Genomic DNA, 18448 nt, shown 5'->3' with positions numbered 1-18448 from the left:
GGAGGGCAGGTAAAACGGGATCGCACCGTTCGTCCAACAAATCATGTGTGTTTTTACCGAGCGACGGCATGGGCGGAGCGGCGACTCCTTGCTTCCTGGCGACGGCCTGCGCGCCCGCTCGGTTCGCCCGGATTGGCGGGCTTTCTGGATCAATCGCATGGGCGCGCCATTGGCCGGGCACCTGTGTCATTTTTGTGACATTTAAAGAGAAAGTGAAATTTCCTCTTTGCAACAGCCATATAATGAACCAAACAACTTCCGCCGGAACACTCGGCGCGACGATTACCGGCATGTTCGCTGTTCTGCACCGCGCATTCGCGCGCTCCCGCTCCCACGCCCTGGCGCTGGCCCTGTGCGTGGCGTCGGCATTGGCGTTCGCCGATGACGCCGCGCCGCTGGACCAGCGCATCGCCGAGATCCGGGAACTGAACCGCTTCGTCCCCGAGCGCGCGCTGCCGCAGCTGGAAGCGCTCGAAAGCGAAGCGCGCGCCGCGCCGCTTGCGCAACGCGTCGAATTCCTGAACCAGCTGGCGATGGCGCGCCACCTCCTGGGGCACCATCCCCAGTCGTTCGCCCTCGCGAACGAGCTGATCGCCATCGGGCGCGAACACGACCATGCGGGCGCATTGGCCAAGGGTCTCTTGCTGCAGGGGTATTCCGCCTTCGCCCAGCATCGGCCCGGCGAGGCCCACCGCCTGATCTGGGAAGCCGAAAAGCTGGCCAATGCCACCGACGACATCGACCTGCGCGTCAGGGCGACGATTTCCTCGGGCGAATCGTATGCCGAGGACGGCAACCTGCCGCTCGCCCTCGAACGCTTGCAGGCGGCGACCTCGCTGGCGCGCCGGAAAGGCGATCCGGTCCACGTCGTGATGGCCTTGAATGCGCTGGTGCGCCTGTACACCAAGATGCGCGAGCCCGAAAAAGGCTTCGGCCTGCTCGACGAGGCGCTGGCCGCCGCCGAGAAGGCGCAGTCGCCGGGCCGCATGGCAACGATCAGGAATGCCGAATATGGGCTCGCGATCGACACCGGCCAGCCCGAACGCGCACTGAAGGCGCTGCAGGAAGGGCTGGCGCTGGAACGTTCGATCGGCGCCGAGCGACGGGTGGTGGTGTCCCTGATCAACCTGTCGGACTTCTATCTCAAGACGGGCGATTTCGTGAACGCCGCTTCGTTCGGCGAACAGGCCGTGACCGCGGCGCATCCGCTGAACGACCGCGCGCTGGACGCCACCGCGCACCTGAACCTGGGCCAGGCCTATCTCGGCACCGGCCGCCTGGCCGAGGGCAAGCGCCAGATCGAAAGGGGCATGGCCGGCTACGAAGAAATCGGCAACAAGCCGGAACTGCAGACCGCCCTGGTCGAATACGGCCTGGCGCTGGAACGCGCCGGCGACCTGCCCGGCGCGCTGAAGGCCTATCACCGCGAACGCAAGATCTCGAACGAGCTGTTCGAGCGGCGCCGCCAGAAGGCGATGCTCGACCTGCAGGAAAAATACGAGGGCGACAAGAAGCAGCGCCAGATCGAGCTGCTGCGCAGCGAAAACCTGATCAAGTCGACCGAAATCGACAACCGTCGCCTGCAGCAGCGCGTGTGGTGGCTGGTGGTCGCGGTGTTCGCGCTGGCGGCAACCGTGGTCGGCCTGCTGTACCGCAAGGTGCGCCAGGCCAACGCCAAGCTGCACGAAAAGAACCGCGAACTCAAGCAGCAGAGCGTGCGCGATCCGCTGACGGGACTATACAACCGCCGTCACTTCCTGGAGTACATGCGCACGCCGCCGCAAGCGCAGGAAGCAGCGGACGGCGCGCCGGGCGGCGCCTTGTTCCTGCTCGACGTCGACCACTTCAAGAGCATCAACGACACCCATGGCCACGCGGCCGGCGACGCGGTGCTTACCACGATCGCGGCGCGCCTGTGCGACATCCTGCACGAAACCGACATGATCGTGCGTTGGGGCGGAGAGGAATTTTTGGCCTATCTGCCGACGGCGCCGGCCGGCAAGGCCGGCCTGGACGAGGTGGCCGAGCGCATCCTGGCCGGCATCGGCGCGACCGTCATCAACCATGGCGGCACGGCCCTGAGTGTGAACGTGTCGATCGGCTACGCGCCCTTCCCGCTGTCGGTGGGCAAGCAGCGCCTGGCGTGGGAACGGGTGGTGAACCTGGTGGACATGGCGCTGTACCTGGCCAAGTCGCACGGGCGCAACCGGGCGTATGGCGTGCGCGGCTTCGCCGACGACAGGCTGGCCAGCATCGATGCGATCGAGCAGAACCTGGAACATGCCTGGCGCGCCGGCCAGGTCGAGCTGTCGGTCGTGATGGGAGAGCGCGACCTGCCGCGCGCCGCGAACGGCTGAGCGTTTCGCGGCGCGTGGTTGTGGCGTTATTTCGTGGCGTATCAGAAGCCGTACTGCAGGCCCACCGATACGACGTCGGCCTTGGCGCCCATGTCCTTCTTCTTGCCGTAGCGTTCGTATTCGCCAAACAGCGCCACGTTCGGGGCCAGCGCATATTGCACGCCCAGCGCGGCATAGGCGCCGGTGTCGCGATTCGTATAGCTGTCGCCCATGAACGAGGTCTTGGTTTCGTTATACGAGGCGCCCAGCTTGCCGTAAGCCGAGAGTTCGGCGTTCACCGGCATCGTGTATTTTGCCGCAGCATAGGTGCGCGAACTCTTCACCCGTGCATCCGGGAATCCCGGCGCCGACGTGACGTTGAAGTCTTCGTTGCCGAAGCGCGAGTGGCCGACTTCCACCGCCCAGTTCTGGTCGATCTGATAGCCGCCGAAGATCTTGCCGCCGGCCTGCCAGTCGTCCGTGGTCTGGTTCTTGGCGCCGGACACGGCGGCGCCGATATAAGGGCGCGCCACGCCGCCGTCGGCGACGACGGTCTGGGCTTGTGCGGAACCGATGGCAGCGACGGTGGCTGCGAGCGTGATGATCAGTTTTTTCATGATGTCCTCTATCTGGTCTGATTCGCAATTCCTCAATGAATTGCGTATTAGAAATGTAGCACCAATGACAAGGCGAGCTGAACGCCGATACGTAAGCGCTTGTAACCGCGGCGCGCGGGCCCGGCGGCCCGCCGGTCGGCCATGGCGCGTTGTCGGCACGATGCGCGCCATACGCGGCGCGATACGGACCAATGTGGTGTATGTATCGCGTTACCTCTGGATACAACTTGGTCACGAGGTTGGCCGTTCGATGGCCGTGCCGTACACCGGCACGAGGCGGATGTTCCCGGTGCGATAGCCGATGGAGAACCGAACTGGCGCCAGCGGCCCGGGCAAGGGCTGGTCGACGGTCAGCCCGGCGCCGCCTGATGCCCGGATCGCCACTACGGCGATCGGGTGGGAGCCGCAGGCATCGCCGTGGGCCGATTCTGGCAGGGCCAGGGAGCCACGCAGGGGCGCGGCCTGGGGTGCGGGCTGCTCTTGAGGCGCCCTCAGTCGGCTTGCTTGATCTCGTCCGCTGTTTCCTGGATCTTCTCGCCGGTGCGTTCCACCGACTTGCCGATTTCCTCGGTCGCGCGGTCCAGGCCGCGGCTGGCTTCCTCGGTCGCGTCCTTGACCTTGTCACGCGCCTCGTCGACCGCGTCGTCGACCCTGGCCAGCTCGTCCTGCACCGAATCGGTCACCCTGGCGCTGGCCTCGTCCAGCGCCTTGCCGACGCGCTCCGCCGGGCCGGCGCCGTCCTCGTCGCGGCTGCAGCCGGCCAGCGCCACCAGCATCACCGGCACCAGCAGCGCCCTGGTCATGGTTGCTTTCATTCCCTGCTCCTTGCGGTTTTCTCGACGCCGTCCATGATACACCGGGCCATCCGGCGTGGACGCGCCTGCGGGGTCAGCCGCCGCGCGTCGGATCGGCCAGCGGATGGCTGCGCCGGCGCCGCTCCTCGCGCGTGCAGGCGGCGGCCGCGGCATTGAGTCCGTCCTGCACCTTGCGCAGCTGCGCGTCGCTGGCGCGCGTCTTGCGCAGCGCGATCAACTCGTCCTGCGCCTCCTTCGGCTTGCATTCCTTCGCCAGCGTGACCGCCGCGTTCATGCGGCGCTCGATGCGCGCCTGGGTCGGCTTGGTCAGCATCCAGGCCAGCCACAGCATGGCCAGGGTGATCAGCCACCAGCGCAGGCGGATCGGCTTGCGCGCCGGTGGGGCCGGCCGGGGCGCGGCGCTCGGGCGGATGGGCGGCGGCGCAGCGCTCGGGCGGATGGGCGGCGGCGCAGGCGGTGAAGGCGGCGGTGGCGACGGTGGGAGCGGCTTCGGTGGCGCTGGCGGCGCCGGCCGCGCGGCAGCCGGTGCGGGCGCCGCGACCGGGGACGGGACCGCGGCCTCCGGGCGTTTCGCCAGGCTCGGCGGCGCCATCGGCACCATCGGCACCATCGGCACCATCGGCACCATCGGCACCATCGGCACCATCGGCACCATCGGCGCCGCGGCGCCCTGCTGCGCCACGCCGCACCACGGACAGAAGTCGACCCGCCGCGCAAAGGTGCGTCCGCAGCCGACGTTCACGCAGCGGTGGAGGGACTGGGCTTGCTCCATGCTTGCTCCTGGTCCTAGTCCGGATCCGGCACGCCGTCGTCGGGATCGGGTATCCCGTCGTCGCGCGTCCGGCCAAGCGCGGCCGCCAGCGCAGTCGCCAGTTCGGGCAGCTCGCCCACCGTGCTCCACTTGCCGATTTTCGGATGCCAGCGCATGTCCCAGGCGCGCGTGGCGTGGCCGATCTCGCCGCGCGCGGCCTGCGCCGCGACTTCGTCGACCGTGAACGGCCCGCGCTGGGCGCCGTCGACGAACAGCTTGAAGCGCGGCGTCGTGCCCGGCAGCGGCGGCGGGGCCAGCGGCGGTGGGGCCAGCAGCGGCCGCGCCAGCGCCTGCGCCGCCGCATCCTCGTCCGCCAGCAGCGCGGGCGGGATCACGCGCTTGTCGACCGCGCGCTCGACTTCCCAGCTGTAGGCGTCCTGGCTCGACCCGGGGACGGCTTCGGTCCAGCGTTCGACCTGGACCAGCAGGGCGTCGATGCGCGCCGGCCCCAGGGCCGGGTCTAGCGCCTGCGCGCGCCGGATCCAGCCGTCGTACAAGCGGCGCGCGGTGATGTTGGGCAGCGAGGGCGATGGCAGCTGGGCGCCGGTTTCATCGACCTCCAGCCGCGGCTCGTACACGCGCAGCTGGTAGTAGCGCATCAGCGCCGCCAGCAGCATCAACCGCTGCGGGCCGAGATCGGCCAGGCGGGCCTGGACGGCCGCGATGATCCCCTCGCGATAGTAAGGCGGCAGGCCGTTGGAACGGATCGCGAACTCGTTGCCCACCTGGAGCCACTCGCCGGAACCCGCTTCGACCTCGAACAGGTACTGGCCGCGCGGCTGGAACGCCGCCTCGCGGTCGCCCAGCTCGGGTTTGCGCCGGATGACGCCCAGCGCGATCGCCTCTAGAAACCATTCGACATCGTCGGCCAGCCGTCCCAGCTCGTCCATCGAGGGCGAGATCGGATGGCGAAAGCGCGTGGCGTCGAAATGCAGGTGGGTCGGGATCTTCGGGTTCTCGAGCTGGTACGAGGCGCGCCAGGTCGGCAGGCCGCGCAGCACCGTCATCGGGTAGCCGGACAGCTCGATATAGCAGACCGCCCTGCCGCTCTCCCCGGTGTTGACGATCGACACCAGCTCGCCATGGAAGTAACCGGTAGGCACGGCGGCGCGGATTTCCGCTTCCATGCGCCGCCATGCGATCGGGTCGCCGACGCCGATGAAGCACTTGAACTGGTCGGCGTTGGGCGTGAACTCGGCCGAGAAGCGCGCATTCACCCACGGCATCGCGCTGCGGATCCACTCGGCGAAGATGCGCTGGCGCTCTTGCGGCGACAGGCTTGACAGACGTTCGAGCAGCGGATCGGCCGGCTCCTGCCGGGCCAGCTCCTGGCTCGACAGCTGCAGTTGCGCGCGGCGGAACAGTTTCAGCAGCAGCTCGGCGCGCAGGCGCTCGTCGCCCAGCTGCGGGAACAGGCGCGCCGAGCCGCCGAATTCGAGCAGCACTTCCTCGCTCCAGATGCTGGTGTCGCCGGCCAGCCGTACCGGCGCCGGGGTCACGTCGGCGCCGAGCTTGATCGTGGTCGCATGTTCCTGGCGCGCGTCGGCGCGCAGCTGGCCGATGCGCTGGTCCACCGCGCCCAGCATCGCCTGCACCGCGCGCCGGCCCTCCTGGAATTCGCCGGCGATGCCGCTCCACTGCGCCTGGCCCTGTTCATCCAGCGATTGCGGATCGCCCAGCCAGCCGGACAAGGAACGCATCACCTCGATCGCCTGGCCGGCCGCCACCGCCAGCAGGTGGAAGCGCAGGTAATCGGCCAGGTCGCGCCTGAGGTGGCCCATCACTTCGCGCGCCTGCGGCTCCTTGCCGAACAGGCGGCCGGCGGCCTGGCCCAGGTTGTTCAGCGATTCCTCGACCTGGCGCGTGCGCAACGCGTCGCGGATGTCGCGGTAGCGGCGGCCATTGCGCTCGGCCTGGAGCAGGTCGCGCTGCGACAGGCGCGCCTTGACCTGCTCCAGCAGCGACAGCACGAATTCCAACCCGCCCTGGCGACGGTCGTCGAGCAGCGCGTACAGGCGCGCGCGCACCCTGCCCTGCAGGCGTCCCAGGAGCTCGCCGGTCTGGCGCTTGATGCGGTCTTCGCTCGTCTCGGCGGTGGCGCCGGCCTCGCGGATCGCGTCGCGTTCGAGCTGCGGCAGCAGTTCGGACACTTTTTCGCGCCACAGCTTGACGTCGTAGGACGCCATGATGCGGTCGATCTCGAGCTGGACCCGGCTCTCCACGCGCTCGAGCAGCGAGCGGCCGTCGCGGTCCAGCAGCAGCGCGCCGGTCAGCGCGTACTCGGTGAACGGCGTCACGTCCACCGACCCCTTGCGCAGGTCGGGGAACTCGTCGAACGGCCGCTCGGCCATCTCCATCTGCTCGCGCATGAAGGCGTCGCGCTCGGCGTCGCCGGCGCGCCGCGCCGCATCGCCGCCGCCTGCGCCATCGCTGCCGGCCAGGCCGAAGAACGCCTTCACCATCAGCGCCGCCAGTTCATAGGCGCGGATGTCCTCATGCAGGCTTTGCTGGGTGTCGAGCACCGACTGGCCGAAGCTCGAGTACGCCTTCGAATACGACAGCCGCATGTCGCCGAAGCGCGCCTCGGGCACGCGCGGGTTGTACGGCCCCAGCTTGTGCTGCTGCTGGTTGACCGCCACCGAACGCTTGCGGTTGGCAAAATCGAGCGAGGCGAAGTCTTCGAACAGCGTATCGGCCACCATCTGGTAGACGTCCTTGACGTCGAGCGTGGCCTTGTTGGCCAGGTTGGCGGTGTCGACGAAATACACGTCGTCGTAGGGCGCGCCGCGGCCCGCGATGCTGTCCGGCTCCTGCCACGTAATATTGGCGTTCATGTCGCGCATCGCCGTCTCGAGTTCCATCAGCGTGGCGTAGGCATTGGCCTCGGTGCGCTCCTTGTTGGCCTTGGCGAAACCGGAAGGCATCAACAGCACCAGGTCGACCTGGCTGTCGGACACTTCCTGGCGCGCGATCGCCTTGGCCAGCCAGCCCAGGTCGAGCACGCTGCCGGCGCCGGTGCCGCCGGCGCTCGACGCGATGACGACGATCCTGAATTTCGAGGTATCGACCTGCAGCCCGAGACGCTGGTAGTTCGCCTTGCGCTCGATGCCGGCATTGCTGCTCAGGTAGTTCAGCGCGCCCTTGATGCGCCCGCGCAGTTTCGGATACTTGTCGAACAGGTACAGCCGCGCCAGCGCGCGGATCTGGCCCGCGCCCTTCGACGGATCGATGCCGAGCGAGCGCAGCTTCTTGGGCCGCAGCGGCATCCAGCGCTCGATCAGCGGAAAGCGCGCCAGGCTGTCGTCGGACTCGTGGTATTGCGGCAGGTCGAGCGCTTCGACCAGGCGTTCCTCGTCGGTCAGGCGCACCAGCTCGTACCAGGGATCGGTGCGCTGCGATTTGCCCTCGTCGATGACGGCATTGTTGTCGAGGTCGAAGTGCAGGAAGCGCGCCACCGGGAAGTCGGCGATCGACTCGACCCGGGTCGGATGGCGCCGGTTCCAGACCGCCGACAGGATGCGGCGCCGGATGCGCATCATGACTTCCATGCCGGTGCCGCCGGCGCCGATGAACAAGGTTGGCCGCAGGTCGACCTTCAGTTCGGCTGGACCGGTGTTGACGCCGGAGGGATGCGGGAATTCTGCCATGGTATGGGGACTCTCTCTTAGCGACGGCCGATGAACAGCGAGGCGACCAGCGCCACCACGCCCACCGCCACCAGCGGACCGGTGACGGCGAAGGTCAGGAAACGGCTGGCATTGATGATGGCCAGCACCGCCGCCGCCGACAGGAAGCCGAGGCCGACGAACAGCAGCCAGCCCGCGTTGCCGGCCGAGGAAGGCGCCACGCGTTTTCTCACCAGGTGGTGCACATAGGCGCCGCGCACGAAGAAGTAGACGCTGAGCAGGACCAGGAACACGATGCCGCCGATGGCCAGGTCGCGGTCCGACGTGTCCGCGACCGGCAAGGTGTGCGGATCCACCGGCATCACCTCGACCGGGCGGGCGGCGGTGTCTGGCAGAGTCTGCGGTAAGGTCTGCGGTAAGGTCTCCCCTCGCGCGCCCTGCGGCGAAGCGGATTCCTCCGGCAGCTTGAAGCCGGGATCGGCGGGCGACGGCGCATCTGTCGGTGGTTGGGTTGCCTGCATGGTCATTTCCTTCGTTGTCATGGGCGGCCGAGCCGCACTTGCACGCCTTCGCGCACATCGAGCAGCCGATGGCCGAACAGCGTTGTCTTCAGTTGCGCGACCTGCTCCCCATGGCGGTCGTGGACCGGCTGGGTGGTGCCGGGGCGGCCGCGCAAGGTGCGCGCTTCTTCATCCACCAGCACTTGCGCCGTACGCGGCCTGGTCCAGGCCCAGGCGCCGCCGGCGAACAGCGCCAGCAGCGCCAACAGGCCCGCCACGAGCGCCAGCAGCGGCCCCATGCCGTAATGGACGCGCACCTCCAGCGGCAGCACCGCGGTCGACGCCTGCACCCGCGCCGGCGGGATGAAGATGTCCGGCAGCGGGTCGCCCGGGAACAGCGCCGCCATGCGCTGGCGGAAGGCCTGCGACAGCATCAGCTTCTGGTCGGCCAGGTGCAGCTCGATGCGGCCCGGCAGCACATAGGCCGAGCCGGCGGACTTGAGCGCGGCCAGCGACCATTTGTCGGGAATCTGCGCCACTGGCAGCGCCATGCTCGAACCCAGCGGCGACGGCTGGCCGGGCGCCAGCGCGCGCACGCGCGCCGCATCGAGCGCGATCGGGCGGCTTTCGCCCGCAAGCGTCGAGCGCGCGCTCAGGGTGGCGGAACTGATCGTGTACGGATACATCGTGTTTTCCAGGTTCCATTCGATACGCGCCTGCGGCGTGCGCGCATCGGGGGCAACGTCGGCGCGCAGCACGCCGCCGGCAGCCGAGGCGAACGACACGCCGGGCGCATCGACGACGCGGCGCGGCGCCAGCCGCACCGTGTCGCGGTCGAGCGGCTTGAGGCGTGCCGGCGGCTCGGTGATCACCCGGGCAATGCGTCCGGAGGCCAGCAGCGCATCGAGCGCCGCCGCGCCTTGCGCCCCAACCGCGAAGGCATACACCATCAGGCCGTTCGCGCTGTAATGCCTGCCTTGCACGGGCATGCGCAGCGGGAAGGCCAGCGCTTTCGTGATCGCGTCGCCGCCGTGGATCAGCGCATAGAACTCGCGGTTGCGCGTGGCCGTGGCCTGGTCGTTGTCGGGGCTGTTGCGGTTGTTGGTCACCAGCCAGACGATGCCGGGCCGGCCCTGGAGCACTTGCCCGGTCGCGGCGCGCACCGCTTCGCCCAGGTCGGTGTCGGCCAGCGCCGCGCCGCCGGGCTTACGCGCCGTGTCCAGGCCGGCGATGGCCTGCGCCACGCGCTCGCCCACCGGTTCCTCGCCCGCCTTGAACGACAGCAGCGCGCGCGGCGACGGCGCGCCAGGCAGCGACTGATTGAAGCTTGCCAGCACCAGCGCTTGTCCCGGCTGGACCACGCTGCCCGCCAGCGCCGCCACCAGCGGCTTGAAAGGCGACCCGGGGTCGCTGTAGAACGGCTCCATCCAGCCCGAGTTCTGGACCAGGAAAACGTGGGGGACGGAAGGCGCCGCAGCGGCGGCGCACGGCGGCGCGCTCATTGCGGCACAGGCGAGCAGGGCCGCCGCCAACGGACGTGCGATGGCCTTCATCGCGCCAGCTCGTCCAGGCGCCAGCCGCGCATCTGGTTCCAGTCGGGGTGGTGCAGCCACAGGCAGCCGCCCGCCACCACCGGCACGCACTCGAGCGGCCGGGCCAGGCGCGCGATCTCGTCCAGGATCACGTTGCGGCGCCCGATCCATTCGACGGTGGTGCGCGGGATCACTCGCGCAAGCGTGCGCGCATTTTCTCCGCTCCCCAGCGCTTCTTCGGCGCGAAAGTTCGCCTTGTGGAAGCGCAGCACCAGGCCGCTCGGCTGGCTGCGGTTATTGTTAAAGCTGCGCAGCAGCGGCAGCACCAGCGTGTCGTCGTGGTGCGGGTCTTCGACGTGCTCGTTCGACCACGGCTCGTCCAGCACCGGATGCCCGCGCCGGAACAGGAAGTTGGCGAAACCCAGGCGCGCGCCATCGATCGCCATGCGCGCCGGCAGGTGGTCGGGGCCGGCGCCGAGTTCGAGCCACGAATACCCCTGGCCGTCGTGCCCGATCTGCCACAGGCGGCCGTCGCGGCTCTGGGTCGGCCCGCCGAACTCCAGGCGCGGTTGCCAGTGCAGCGGCCAGGGCGAGAAGCGCGGCGCTTCGCCCGGGCGCCAGGCGAGCTGGCCCTGGGCGTGCAGCCAGAACAGCCGGCCGTCGTAGCCGAGCGGACGGCTCCAGCCGGCGGCCGGCGCGTCGGGGCAGGCGAATTCCTGCACTTCATCGAGGTCGAGCCGCCTGCACCACAGGCGCACCCCATCAACACCGCCCGCGAGGCAGGCCAGGTGGCGCCGCATGAGGCCGGGCGCCGCCACGATGGGCGCGGCCAGCACGCTCTCGGTGCGGTAGGTTTCGCTGACCGGGTCGATCCACAGCCGCTGCAGGCCGTCCTGGCCCGGGACCACGCCGGCCTCGCCGCGGCGCGGGTCCGGCGCCGGGATCCAGGCGTGGCTGGACGCGGTGAACACCAGGCTGGCGGCGCCCGCCTCGGGCGTGAGCACATGCCAGCTGGCGCCCAGCGGATCCCAGTACTGCAGCACCCCGCGGGTATGGGCCAGCGCCAGCAGGCGTTCGCCGGGAAAGCCGAAGCTGGCGGCGGCGAACACCGAGCAGGCATTCGGCGGCGCCGGCATGGTCAGGTCGCAGCGGCCCGGCGTCGGTGCGGGCGGCCGTTCTTCGAGGCTGTCGCCGAGCGGCGTCGAGGTGACCGGCAAGCCGTGCGGCACGTGGCGCGGCAGCAGGTCGTCGCCGCCCGGTCCCCACCACCCGCTGGGGTGGCCATGTCGCCGCGCCGGCGTACCGGCAAGGCGCAGCAGCGGCCGCCCGCAGCGCGGGCAATAGGCAAAGCCTTCGGGATAGATCGGCGCACAGCGGCAATCGAGGGGCAGCGAGGCGCCGAGCACGTGGGCAACGTCGGGCAGGCGCTGGCGCGCGCGGCCCTGCCAGTCGACCGGGCCCAGGCCCTCGCTGGCGAGCAGGGCGAATTCGCCGCTTGCCTCGTCTTCCTGCCAGATGCTGGCAGGCGTTTCCCATCTGTACACCATTGCTGCCTTTCGCTCTGCCAAATAATTTGTCGAAAAAGATTGGTCGAAAAGGATTGGTCGAAACAGCCCGCGGGCCGCGTCTTTGTCCTTGCTATTGCTCAAATGATAGCTCCGTGCACTGCCGCGCGGCGCGCCGTTCGCGCGGTAGCGTAGCGCGATCCCGGACGCATCAATAATCGAACTCATCGCCTGCCCCGGCGCGGAACTTTCGGCAGACCTACGTATAATGGCCGCCTGCCCATCCACCCCTTGCCGCCCGACGATTGCGCCATGACCGCTCCAGACCCCCACGCCGACCTCCCTTCGCACGCCGTCGATGCCGCCGGCAGGCATCTGGCCGACGTGTTGACGATCGCGCTCGAACACGGGCCTGGACAACGGGCGCTGGTGGTGTACGACACCCGCACCGGCTTGGCGCGCGCGCTGCTCGAAGGCTACCGGCGCAACCTGCCGGATGCGAACTTCGTCGACTTCGACGCCGTGACGCCGGAGGCGGTGCTGGCGGCCTTTCGCGCGATGGCGGCGGGTGACCTGGTGGTGCTGCTGCAGTCGTCCAACTTCCGCCTCGACGGCTTTCGCATGCGGGTCGAGCTGTTCAAGCTGGGCCTGAAAGTGATCGAGCACGTGCACCTGTCGCGCATGCCGGGTATCCAGGGCGAGCACTACATCGACGCCCTGGCCTACGATCCGGCGTACTTTCGCGGCACCGGACGCGCGCTCAAGGAACGCATCGACCGTGCGCCGCACGGCCGCGTGGTCGGCGGCGGCGAGACGCTCACCTTCGCCTCGCCCTTCGAGCCGGCCAAGCTCAATATCGGCGACTACAGCGACATGAAGAACGTCGGCGGCCAGTTCCCGATCGGCGAAGTGTTCACCGAAGCGCTCGACCTCGAAGCGGTGCACGGCCGGGTGCAGATCCACGTGTTCGGCGACACCAGCTACCGCTCCAACCGCCCGGAGACGCCGGTGACCCTGGTGATCGAGGCCGGCCGTGTGGTGGCCACCGAGAACGCGACGCCGGCCTTCCAGCAGGTGCTGGACAATATCCGGCTCGAGGAAGGCGAAGTCTGGGTGCGCGAGCTGGGCTTCGGCCTGAACCGCGCCTTCACGCGCGAGCTGCGGGTGGACGACATCGGCACCTACGAGCGCATGTGCGGCATCCACCTGTCGCTCGGCGCCAAGCATGGCGTGTATCCGAAGCCCGGCTTCAAGCGCAAGGATGCGCGCTACCACATCGACGTGTTCGCGGTGACCGACGCGGTCTGGCTGGGCGAGGAAAGGGTGTACCAGGACGGGCGCTGGCTGGCCTGAGGCGCCGCTCCGCCAGAAAGTGACAGCGGGCACGGCAACGTGCTAGGATGGTATTTTTACAACATCCGACCCATGGCGGACAGCGTCCCTCTCCACGTCAGCGAAATCCAGGCGATCGAGTCCGTGCCACGGGTCCTGGAGACCATCGCGGCGCTCACCGGCATGCGTTTCGTCTGCATCGCCCACGTCACGCCCGAGTGCTGGACGGCGTGCGCGGTGCACGACCGCCTCGGCCTGGGCCTGCAGCCGGGCGCCACGATCGACCTCGACCTTACCCTGTGCCAGGAAGTGCTCCAGTCGCGCCAACCGGTCGTCATCGACTGCGTGCGCGACAGCGCCCGCTACCGCGACCATCCGTCGCCATGCGCCTTCGGCTACCAGAGCTATTTTTCGATTCCGATCTTCCGCCCGGATGGCGCCTATTTCGGCACCCTGTGCGGCCTGGATGACGAGCCGGCGCGCCTGAGCGAAGGCCCGCTGGTGCCGGCCATTACCCTGTTCGCCGAACTGGTCTCGCGCCAGCTCGAGACCGAACGCTCGCTGCGCGACGCCCAGCGCGCGCTGTTCTCCGAACGCGAGACGGCCGAACTGCGCGAGCAGTTCATCGCCGTGCTCGGACACGACCTGCGCACGCCCTTGAGCGCGATCCTGATCCGGGTCGACCTGCTGGCGCGCCGCAACGAAGATCCGGCCACGGCCCAGGCCCTGGAACGGATCCGGCGCAGCGCGCTGCGCATCGACACCCTGGTCGACGACGTGGTCGATTTCACGCGCGGGCGCATGGGTTCGGGCATGGCGCTCGACCTGCGGCTGCACGACGGCGTCGAGACCGGCCTGGAGCAGGCCGTCGACGAGTTGCGCGGCGCCTATCCCCAGGCGCACCTGGACAGCGACATCATGCCCGGCCTGCGCCTGCGCTGCGACCCGCGGCGCCTCGCGCAGATGCTGTCGAACCTGGTCAGGAACGCGCTGACGCACGGCGATCCGGCGCGGCCCATCGAGGTGCGGGCCGGCGTCGAAGACGGCCTGTTCGTGCTCGCGGTGAGCAACCACGGCCCGCACCTGGATGCGACCACGGTCAAGCAGCTGTTCAAGCCCTACTGGCGCGCGGTATCGCGCGCCGGCGACGACGGCTTGGGACTGGGGCTGTACATCGTCGACCAGATCGCGCGCGCGCACGGCGGCGCGATCGGCGTGCAGTCTGGCGAGGAACGCACCACCTTCACCTTCAGCATGCCGGCCGCATGAAATACATCGAACGCTTGTTCGCCTTGTCCGGCATCTCCATACTATTGGCCATTTGCCCACATCGTATGGAGAGCTCATGTCCGTCAACTCGCTTGCAGCACCGCGCCTGCGTTTCTTCCTGATCGCCGCCCTGGCGACGCCGTTCGCCCATGCCGACGACGCCGCCATCGCCCGCGTCGAAGCGGGCCTGCGCCCGGCCATCGCGCTGGCCAGCGCGCCGGTCAAGACCGAAAGCCTGCAGGAAGCGATGACGCGCCTGAAGGTGCCGGGCGTGAGCGTGGCCGTGATCAAGGACGGCGAGCTGGCCTGGGCCCGCGGCTACGGCGTGGCCTGGATCGGCGGGCCGGCGGTCACGCCGCACACGCTGTTCCAGACCGCCTCGGTGAGCAAGCCGGTGAGCGCAATGGCCGCGCTGCGCATGGTCGAACAGGGCAAGCTGGACCTCGACGCCGGCATCGACACGGCCCTGACGTCGTGGCGCCTGCCGGACAGTCAAGATAAAGGCAGGCCGAACCTGCGCCAGTTGCTCTCGCATACGGGTGGCGTGAGCGTGCCGGGCTTTCCCGGCTACGCCGCGGGCAAGCGGGTGCCGACGCTGGTGCAGGTGCTGGACGGCGCATGGGCCGCCAATACCAAGGCGATCCGGGTCGACACGGCGCCGGGCACGGCATGGCGCTACTCGGGCGGGGGCTATACCGTGCTGCAGCAGGCCATGATCGACCGTGCCGGCAAGCCCTTCGAGGTCCTGATGCAGGAGTCGGTGCTGGCGCCGCTGGGCATGCTCGAGAGCACCTTCGCCCAGCCGCTGCCGACGGCCTTGCAGGCCAGTGCGGCCCGGCCCCACGGCCACGATGGCGAGCCTTTCGCCGGCGGCGCCTACACCCACCCCGAACAGGCTGCTGCGGGCCTGTGGAGCACACCGTCCGACCTGGCGAAATTCGCGATCGCGATCCAGCAGGGGGCGGCTGGCGGCGACAACGGCGTGCTGTCGCCGGCCATGACCCGCACCATGCTGCAGCCGGTGATGAACGACTATGCGCTGGGCCTGCAGATCAGCGAGGGCGGCAAGGGCTTCGGCCACGGCGGCGTCAACGTGGGCTTCCAGTCGTGGCTGTACGGCTCGACCGAAGGCGGCGATGGCGTGGTGGTGCTGACCAATGGCGACAACGGCGGTGAACTGGCGGCCGCCCTGACGCGCGCCATCGCCCATGAATACAAGTGGGCCGGCCAGCAGACCCGCCTGCGCACCACGGTCGAACTCGCGCCAAGCGCCAGGCAAGCGCTGGTCGGCAAATACCGCGTCGACGGCATCGGCGACTTCGAAGTCGCCGAACGCGAGGGCCGGCTGATGGTCGCGATCCGCCGCGGCCCTTGGGAACCGCTGTACGCCGAATCCGACAAGGTCCTGTTCATCCTGTCGCGCAACCTGGAAATGCGGCCAAGCGATGCCGACAGCGGCCACACCGTGGTCGGATCGTCGTCGCGCGCCTACCGGCGCCTGTAAATATGGTGTTGTAAAAGCCAGCCATTGGTGCGGCTGTCACACCGCATATTTCAGGATTTTTACAAATCCCCTGAGCAGTTGATTAATATCAGGATTAGAATTCTTTTCTTATATCAACAACAAATCCAGGGGAATCATGTTCCGTTTGCCTCTCGGCGTGGCAGCGCTATGCCTCGCCACGTCAGCGTTCGCGGCCGCGCCCTTCGACGACAAGTTCCGCCAGCTCGACGAACTGCTGCCGACGCCGGGGGCGATCCGCACCGCGTCCGGCGCCCCGGGCCACGCCTACTGGCAGCAGCGCGCCGACTATACGATCCGCGCCACGCTCGACGAGAACAAGCGCGCGCTCACCGGCGCCGGCACCGTGACCTACCATAACCATTCCCCGGACACCCTCAAGTATTTGTGGCTGCAGCTGGACCAGAACATCTACAAGCCGGGCTCGGACGCGCGCCAGAGCGCCGCCCTCCCCTCACGCAACGCCTGGACCGGCGCCACGGCGCAGACCGGCCTGAAGTTCGACGGCCTGCGTTCGCTGCTCGAACAGCGCACCTTCCCCGGCGGCTTCGACATCCTGGCGGTGAAGGATGCGAACGGCCGCGCGCTGGCGCACACGATCAACCAGACCATGATGCGGATCGACCTGCCGCAGCCGCTCAAGCCGGGCGCGCGCGTGAGCTTCAGCATCGACTGGCGCTACAACATCAACGAACAGAAGGTGCTGGGCGGGCGCGCCGGCTACGAGAAGTTCGACGACAACAACGACCTGTTCGAGATCGCCCAGTGGTTCCCGCGCATGGCCGCCTACTATGACGTCTATGGCTGGCAGCACAAGCAGTTCCTGGGCGCGGGCGAGTTCACGCTCGAATTCGGCGACTACGACGTGCGCATCACGGTACCAGGCGACCATATCGTCGCGTCGACCGGCGAATTGCAGAACCCGGGCGAGGTGCTCAGCGCCGCCCAGCGCGAGCGCCTCAGGCAGGCGCGCACGGCGAAAAAACCGGTCGTCATCGTGACCCAGCTTGAAGCCGAAGCGGCCGAAAAGGCGCGCAGCGGAGTAGACAACGGCGCGACGAAGACCTGGCACTTCAAGGCCAAGAACGTGCGCGACTTCGCGTTCGCCTCGAGCCGCAAGTTCATCTGGGACGCGCAGGGCGTCAAGAGCGGCGACATCGACGTGCTGGCGATGTCGTACTACCCGAAGGAGGGTAATCCGCTGTGGGAGAAATACTCGACCCAGGCGATCATCCACACCATCGAGCAGTACAATAAGTATTCCTTCGACTACCCGTACCCGACCGCGATCTCGGTCAACGGCCCGGTGGGCGGCATGGAATACCCGATGATCTCGTTCAACGGCCCGCGGCCAAGCAGGGACAAGAAAACCGGCGAGATCACCTATTCGCAGCGCACCAAGTATGGCCTGATCGGCGTGATCATCCACGAGGTGGGCCACAATTACTTCCCGATGATCGTCAACTCGGACGAGCGCCAGTGGACCTGGATGGACGAGGGCCTGAACACCTTCGTGCAATACCTGGCGCAGCAGGCCTGGGAAGAAAACTGGCCGGACAGCCGCGGCGAGCCGCGCCGCATCACCGACTACATGAAGAGCCGCAACCAGGTGCCGATCATGACCAACTCGGAGTCGCTGCTGCAGTTCGGGAACAACGCCTATGCCAAGCCGGCCGCCGCGCTGAACGTGCTGCGCGAGACGGTGCTGGGGCGCGAGCTGTTCGACTTCGCCTTCAAGGAATACGCCGAGCGCTGGAAGTTCAAGCGCCCCACCCCGGCCGACTTCTTCCGCACCATGGAAGACGCCTCCGGCACCGACCTCGACTGGTTCTGGCGCGGCTGGTTCTATACCACCGACGCGGTCGACGTGAGCGTGGACGGCATCACCGAGTACACGGTGTCGAGCCAGGATCCCGAAGTCGAAAAAGCATTGCAGCGCGCGCGCCGCGTGCAAGAACCGGTGTCGGTCACGAAGCAGCGCAACCAGGGGATGGCGCGCCGCGTCGATGCGCATCCCGAGCTGAAGGACTTCTACAACGAGCACGACGACTTCACCGTCACCAACAAGGACCGCAACCGCTACCAGGAAAAGCTGGCCGGGCTGGAGGACTGGGAAAAGGCGCTGCTCAAGGAAGGCAAGCACCTGTACCTGGTGGACTTCACCAACGTGGGCGGGCTGGTGACGCCGCTGGTGGTCGAGATCGAACTCAAGAGCGGCAAGAAGACCATCGAGCGGATTCCGGCCGAGGTATGGCGCTATTCGCCGGCCAGGATCACCAAGCTGTTCGTGACGGATGAGCCGATGGTCGGGCTGACCCAGGACCCGTACTGGGAGACGGCCGACGTCGACGTCGGCAACAACAGCTGGCCGAGGAAGGCCACGCCGTCGCGGCTGGAGCTGTTCAAGACCGAGCGCGATCCGAACAACCTGATGCGCGACTTTAATACGAAGCTCAAGACGGATGGGGCTTCCGGTCAGTGACCGGGCACTGATCATATTGTTGAACGCGTGGAGTCATTCGGTCCGGTTGACCGAATGACGCGCCGTCCACCCTGCGCCGGCCCCTGCCGGTGTTTTACTTG

At 68.2% G+C, this 18448-nt stretch carries 13 protein-coding genes; 5 read left to right on the top strand and 8 right to left on the bottom strand.

Annotated features, from left to right (window positions below):
- Nucleotides 1–290 precede the first annotated feature (290 nt).
- On the top strand, nucleotides 291–2357 hold the full coding sequence (locus tag ACZ9AQ_RS17095) for a sensor domain-containing diguanylate cyclase (RefSeq protein ID WP_429205517.1): 2067 nt from the start codon (nucleotides 291–293) through the stop codon (nucleotides 2355–2357).
- A gap of 41 nt (nucleotides 2358–2398) precedes the next feature.
- On the opposite strand, the gene ACZ9AQ_RS17090 is transcribed toward ACZ9AQ_RS17095, so the two are convergent.
- The 8 genes from ACZ9AQ_RS17090 to ACZ9AQ_RS17055 form a co-directional block, all read right to left on the bottom strand.
- Nucleotides 2399–2953, bottom strand: a complete 555-nt coding sequence (locus ACZ9AQ_RS17090) for a porin family protein (protein ID WP_429205519.1) — start codon at nucleotides 2951–2953, stop codon at nucleotides 2399–2401.
- A 231-nt stretch (nucleotides 2954–3184) separates the two neighbouring features.
- Nucleotides 3185–3388, bottom strand: a complete 204-nt coding sequence (locus ACZ9AQ_RS17085) for a DUF6130 family protein (protein ID WP_476108229.1) — start codon at nucleotides 3386–3388, stop codon at nucleotides 3185–3187.
- A 56-nt stretch (nucleotides 3389–3444) separates the two neighbouring features.
- Nucleotides 3445–3768, bottom strand: coding sequence for a hypothetical protein (locus tag ACZ9AQ_RS17080; protein ID WP_429205521.1), 324 nt, complete (start codon nucleotides 3766–3768; stop codon nucleotides 3445–3447).
- Nucleotides 3769–3841: 73 nt separating this feature from the next.
- On the bottom strand, nucleotides 3842–4540 hold the full coding sequence (locus ACZ9AQ_RS17075) for a hypothetical protein (RefSeq protein ID WP_429205523.1): 699 nt from the start codon (nucleotides 4538–4540) through the stop codon (nucleotides 3842–3844).
- Nucleotides 4541–4554: 14 nt separating this feature from the next.
- Entirely contained in the window at nucleotides 4555–8226 is a 3672-nt protein-coding gene (locus tag ACZ9AQ_RS17070; protein ID WP_429205525.1) for a tubulin-like doman-containing protein, read from the bottom strand.
- Nucleotides 8227–8243: 17 nt separating this feature from the next.
- Nucleotides 8244–8726 (bottom strand): hypothetical protein, encoded by a 483-nt coding sequence (locus tag ACZ9AQ_RS17065; protein ID WP_429205527.1) that lies wholly within the window; start codon nucleotides 8724–8726, stop codon nucleotides 8244–8246.
- A 17-nt stretch (nucleotides 8727–8743) separates the two neighbouring features.
- Nucleotides 8744–10258, bottom strand: coding sequence for a hypothetical protein (locus ACZ9AQ_RS17060; protein ID WP_429205528.1), 1515 nt, complete (start codon nucleotides 10256–10258; stop codon nucleotides 8744–8746).
- Entirely contained in the window at nucleotides 10255–11784 is a 1530-nt protein-coding gene (locus ACZ9AQ_RS17055; RefSeq protein ID WP_429205530.1) for a hypothetical protein, read from the bottom strand. The genes ACZ9AQ_RS17060 and ACZ9AQ_RS17055 overlap by 4 nt, the downstream gene beginning before the upstream one ends.
- Before the next feature lie 270 nt (nucleotides 11785–12054).
- Between ACZ9AQ_RS17055 and ACZ9AQ_RS17050 the strand changes: the two genes are divergently transcribed.
- The 4 genes from ACZ9AQ_RS17050 to ACZ9AQ_RS17035 all read left to right on the top strand — a co-directional run bounded on the left by ACZ9AQ_RS17050 (nucleotide 12055) and on the right by ACZ9AQ_RS17035 (nucleotide 18347).
- Nucleotides 12055–13095 (top strand): M29 family metallopeptidase, encoded by a 1041-nt coding sequence (locus ACZ9AQ_RS17050; RefSeq protein ID WP_429205532.1) that lies wholly within the window; start codon nucleotides 12055–12057, stop codon nucleotides 13093–13095.
- 123 nt (nucleotides 13096–13218) lie between these two features.
- A complete protein-coding gene (locus ACZ9AQ_RS17045; RefSeq protein ID WP_429205533.1) occupies nucleotides 13219–14343 on the top strand; it encodes a GAF domain-containing sensor histidine kinase in 1125 nt (374 codons plus the stop codon).
- 76 nt (nucleotides 14344–14419) lie between these two features.
- Complete coding sequence (locus ACZ9AQ_RS17040; protein WP_429205535.1) at nucleotides 14420–15847, top strand: serine hydrolase domain-containing protein; 1428 nt, start codon at nucleotides 14420–14422, stop codon at nucleotides 15845–15847.
- A gap of 136 nt (nucleotides 15848–15983) precedes the next feature.
- Nucleotides 15984–18347: a M1 family metallopeptidase gene (locus ACZ9AQ_RS17035; protein WP_429205537.1), complete on the top strand. Its 2364-nt coding sequence runs from the start codon at nucleotides 15984–15986 to the stop codon at nucleotides 18345–18347.
- Nucleotides 18348–18448 lie beyond the last annotated feature (101 nt).

The organism is Massilia sp. UYP34 (genome assembly GCF_056279385.1).
Note: the sequence above shows the minus strand (reverse complement) of the source record. Positions and strands in the feature narration are given on the sequence as shown.

What these genes read in the sequence shown, in the direction of transcription:
- ACZ9AQ_RS17075 (WP_429205523.1), bottom strand. Translation starts at nt 4,540, where the DNA reads ATGGAGCAAGCCCAGTCCCTCCACCGCTGCGTGAACGTCGGCTGCGGA.
- ACZ9AQ_RS17060 (WP_429205528.1), bottom strand. Translation starts at nt 10,258, where the DNA reads ATGAAGGCCATCGCACGTCCGTTGGCGGCGGCCCTGCTCGCCTGTGCC.
- ACZ9AQ_RS17065 (WP_429205527.1), bottom strand. Translation starts at nt 8,726, where the DNA reads ATGCAGGCAACCCAACCACCGACAGATGCGCCGTCGCCCGCCGATCCC.
- ACZ9AQ_RS17070 (WP_429205525.1), bottom strand. Translation starts at nt 8,226, where the DNA reads ATGGCAGAATTCCCGCATCCCTCCGGCGTCAACACCGGTCCAGCCGAA.
- ACZ9AQ_RS17055 (WP_429205530.1), bottom strand. Translation starts at nt 11,784, where the DNA reads ATGGTGTACAGATGGGAAACGCCTGCCAGCATCTGGCAGGAAGACGAG.
- ACZ9AQ_RS17035 (WP_429205537.1), top strand. Translation starts at nt 15,984, where the DNA reads ATGTTCCGTTTGCCTCTCGGCGTGGCAGCGCTATGCCTCGCCACGTCA.
- ACZ9AQ_RS17040 (WP_429205535.1), top strand. Translation starts at nt 14,420, where the DNA reads ATGTCCGTCAACTCGCTTGCAGCACCGCGCCTGCGTTTCTTCCTGATC.
- ACZ9AQ_RS17095 (WP_429205517.1), top strand. Translation starts at nt 291, where the DNA reads ATGTTCGCTGTTCTGCACCGCGCATTCGCGCGCTCCCGCTCCCACGCC.
- ACZ9AQ_RS17080 (WP_429205521.1), bottom strand. Translation starts at nt 3,768, where the DNA reads ATGAAAGCAACCATGACCAGGGCGCTGCTGGTGCCGGTGATGCTGGTG.
- ACZ9AQ_RS17090 (WP_429205519.1), bottom strand. Translation starts at nt 2,953, where the DNA reads ATGAAAAAACTGATCATCACGCTCGCAGCCACCGTCGCTGCCATCGGT.
- ACZ9AQ_RS17050 (WP_429205532.1), top strand. Translation starts at nt 12,055, where the DNA reads ATGACCGCTCCAGACCCCCACGCCGACCTCCCTTCGCACGCCGTCGAT.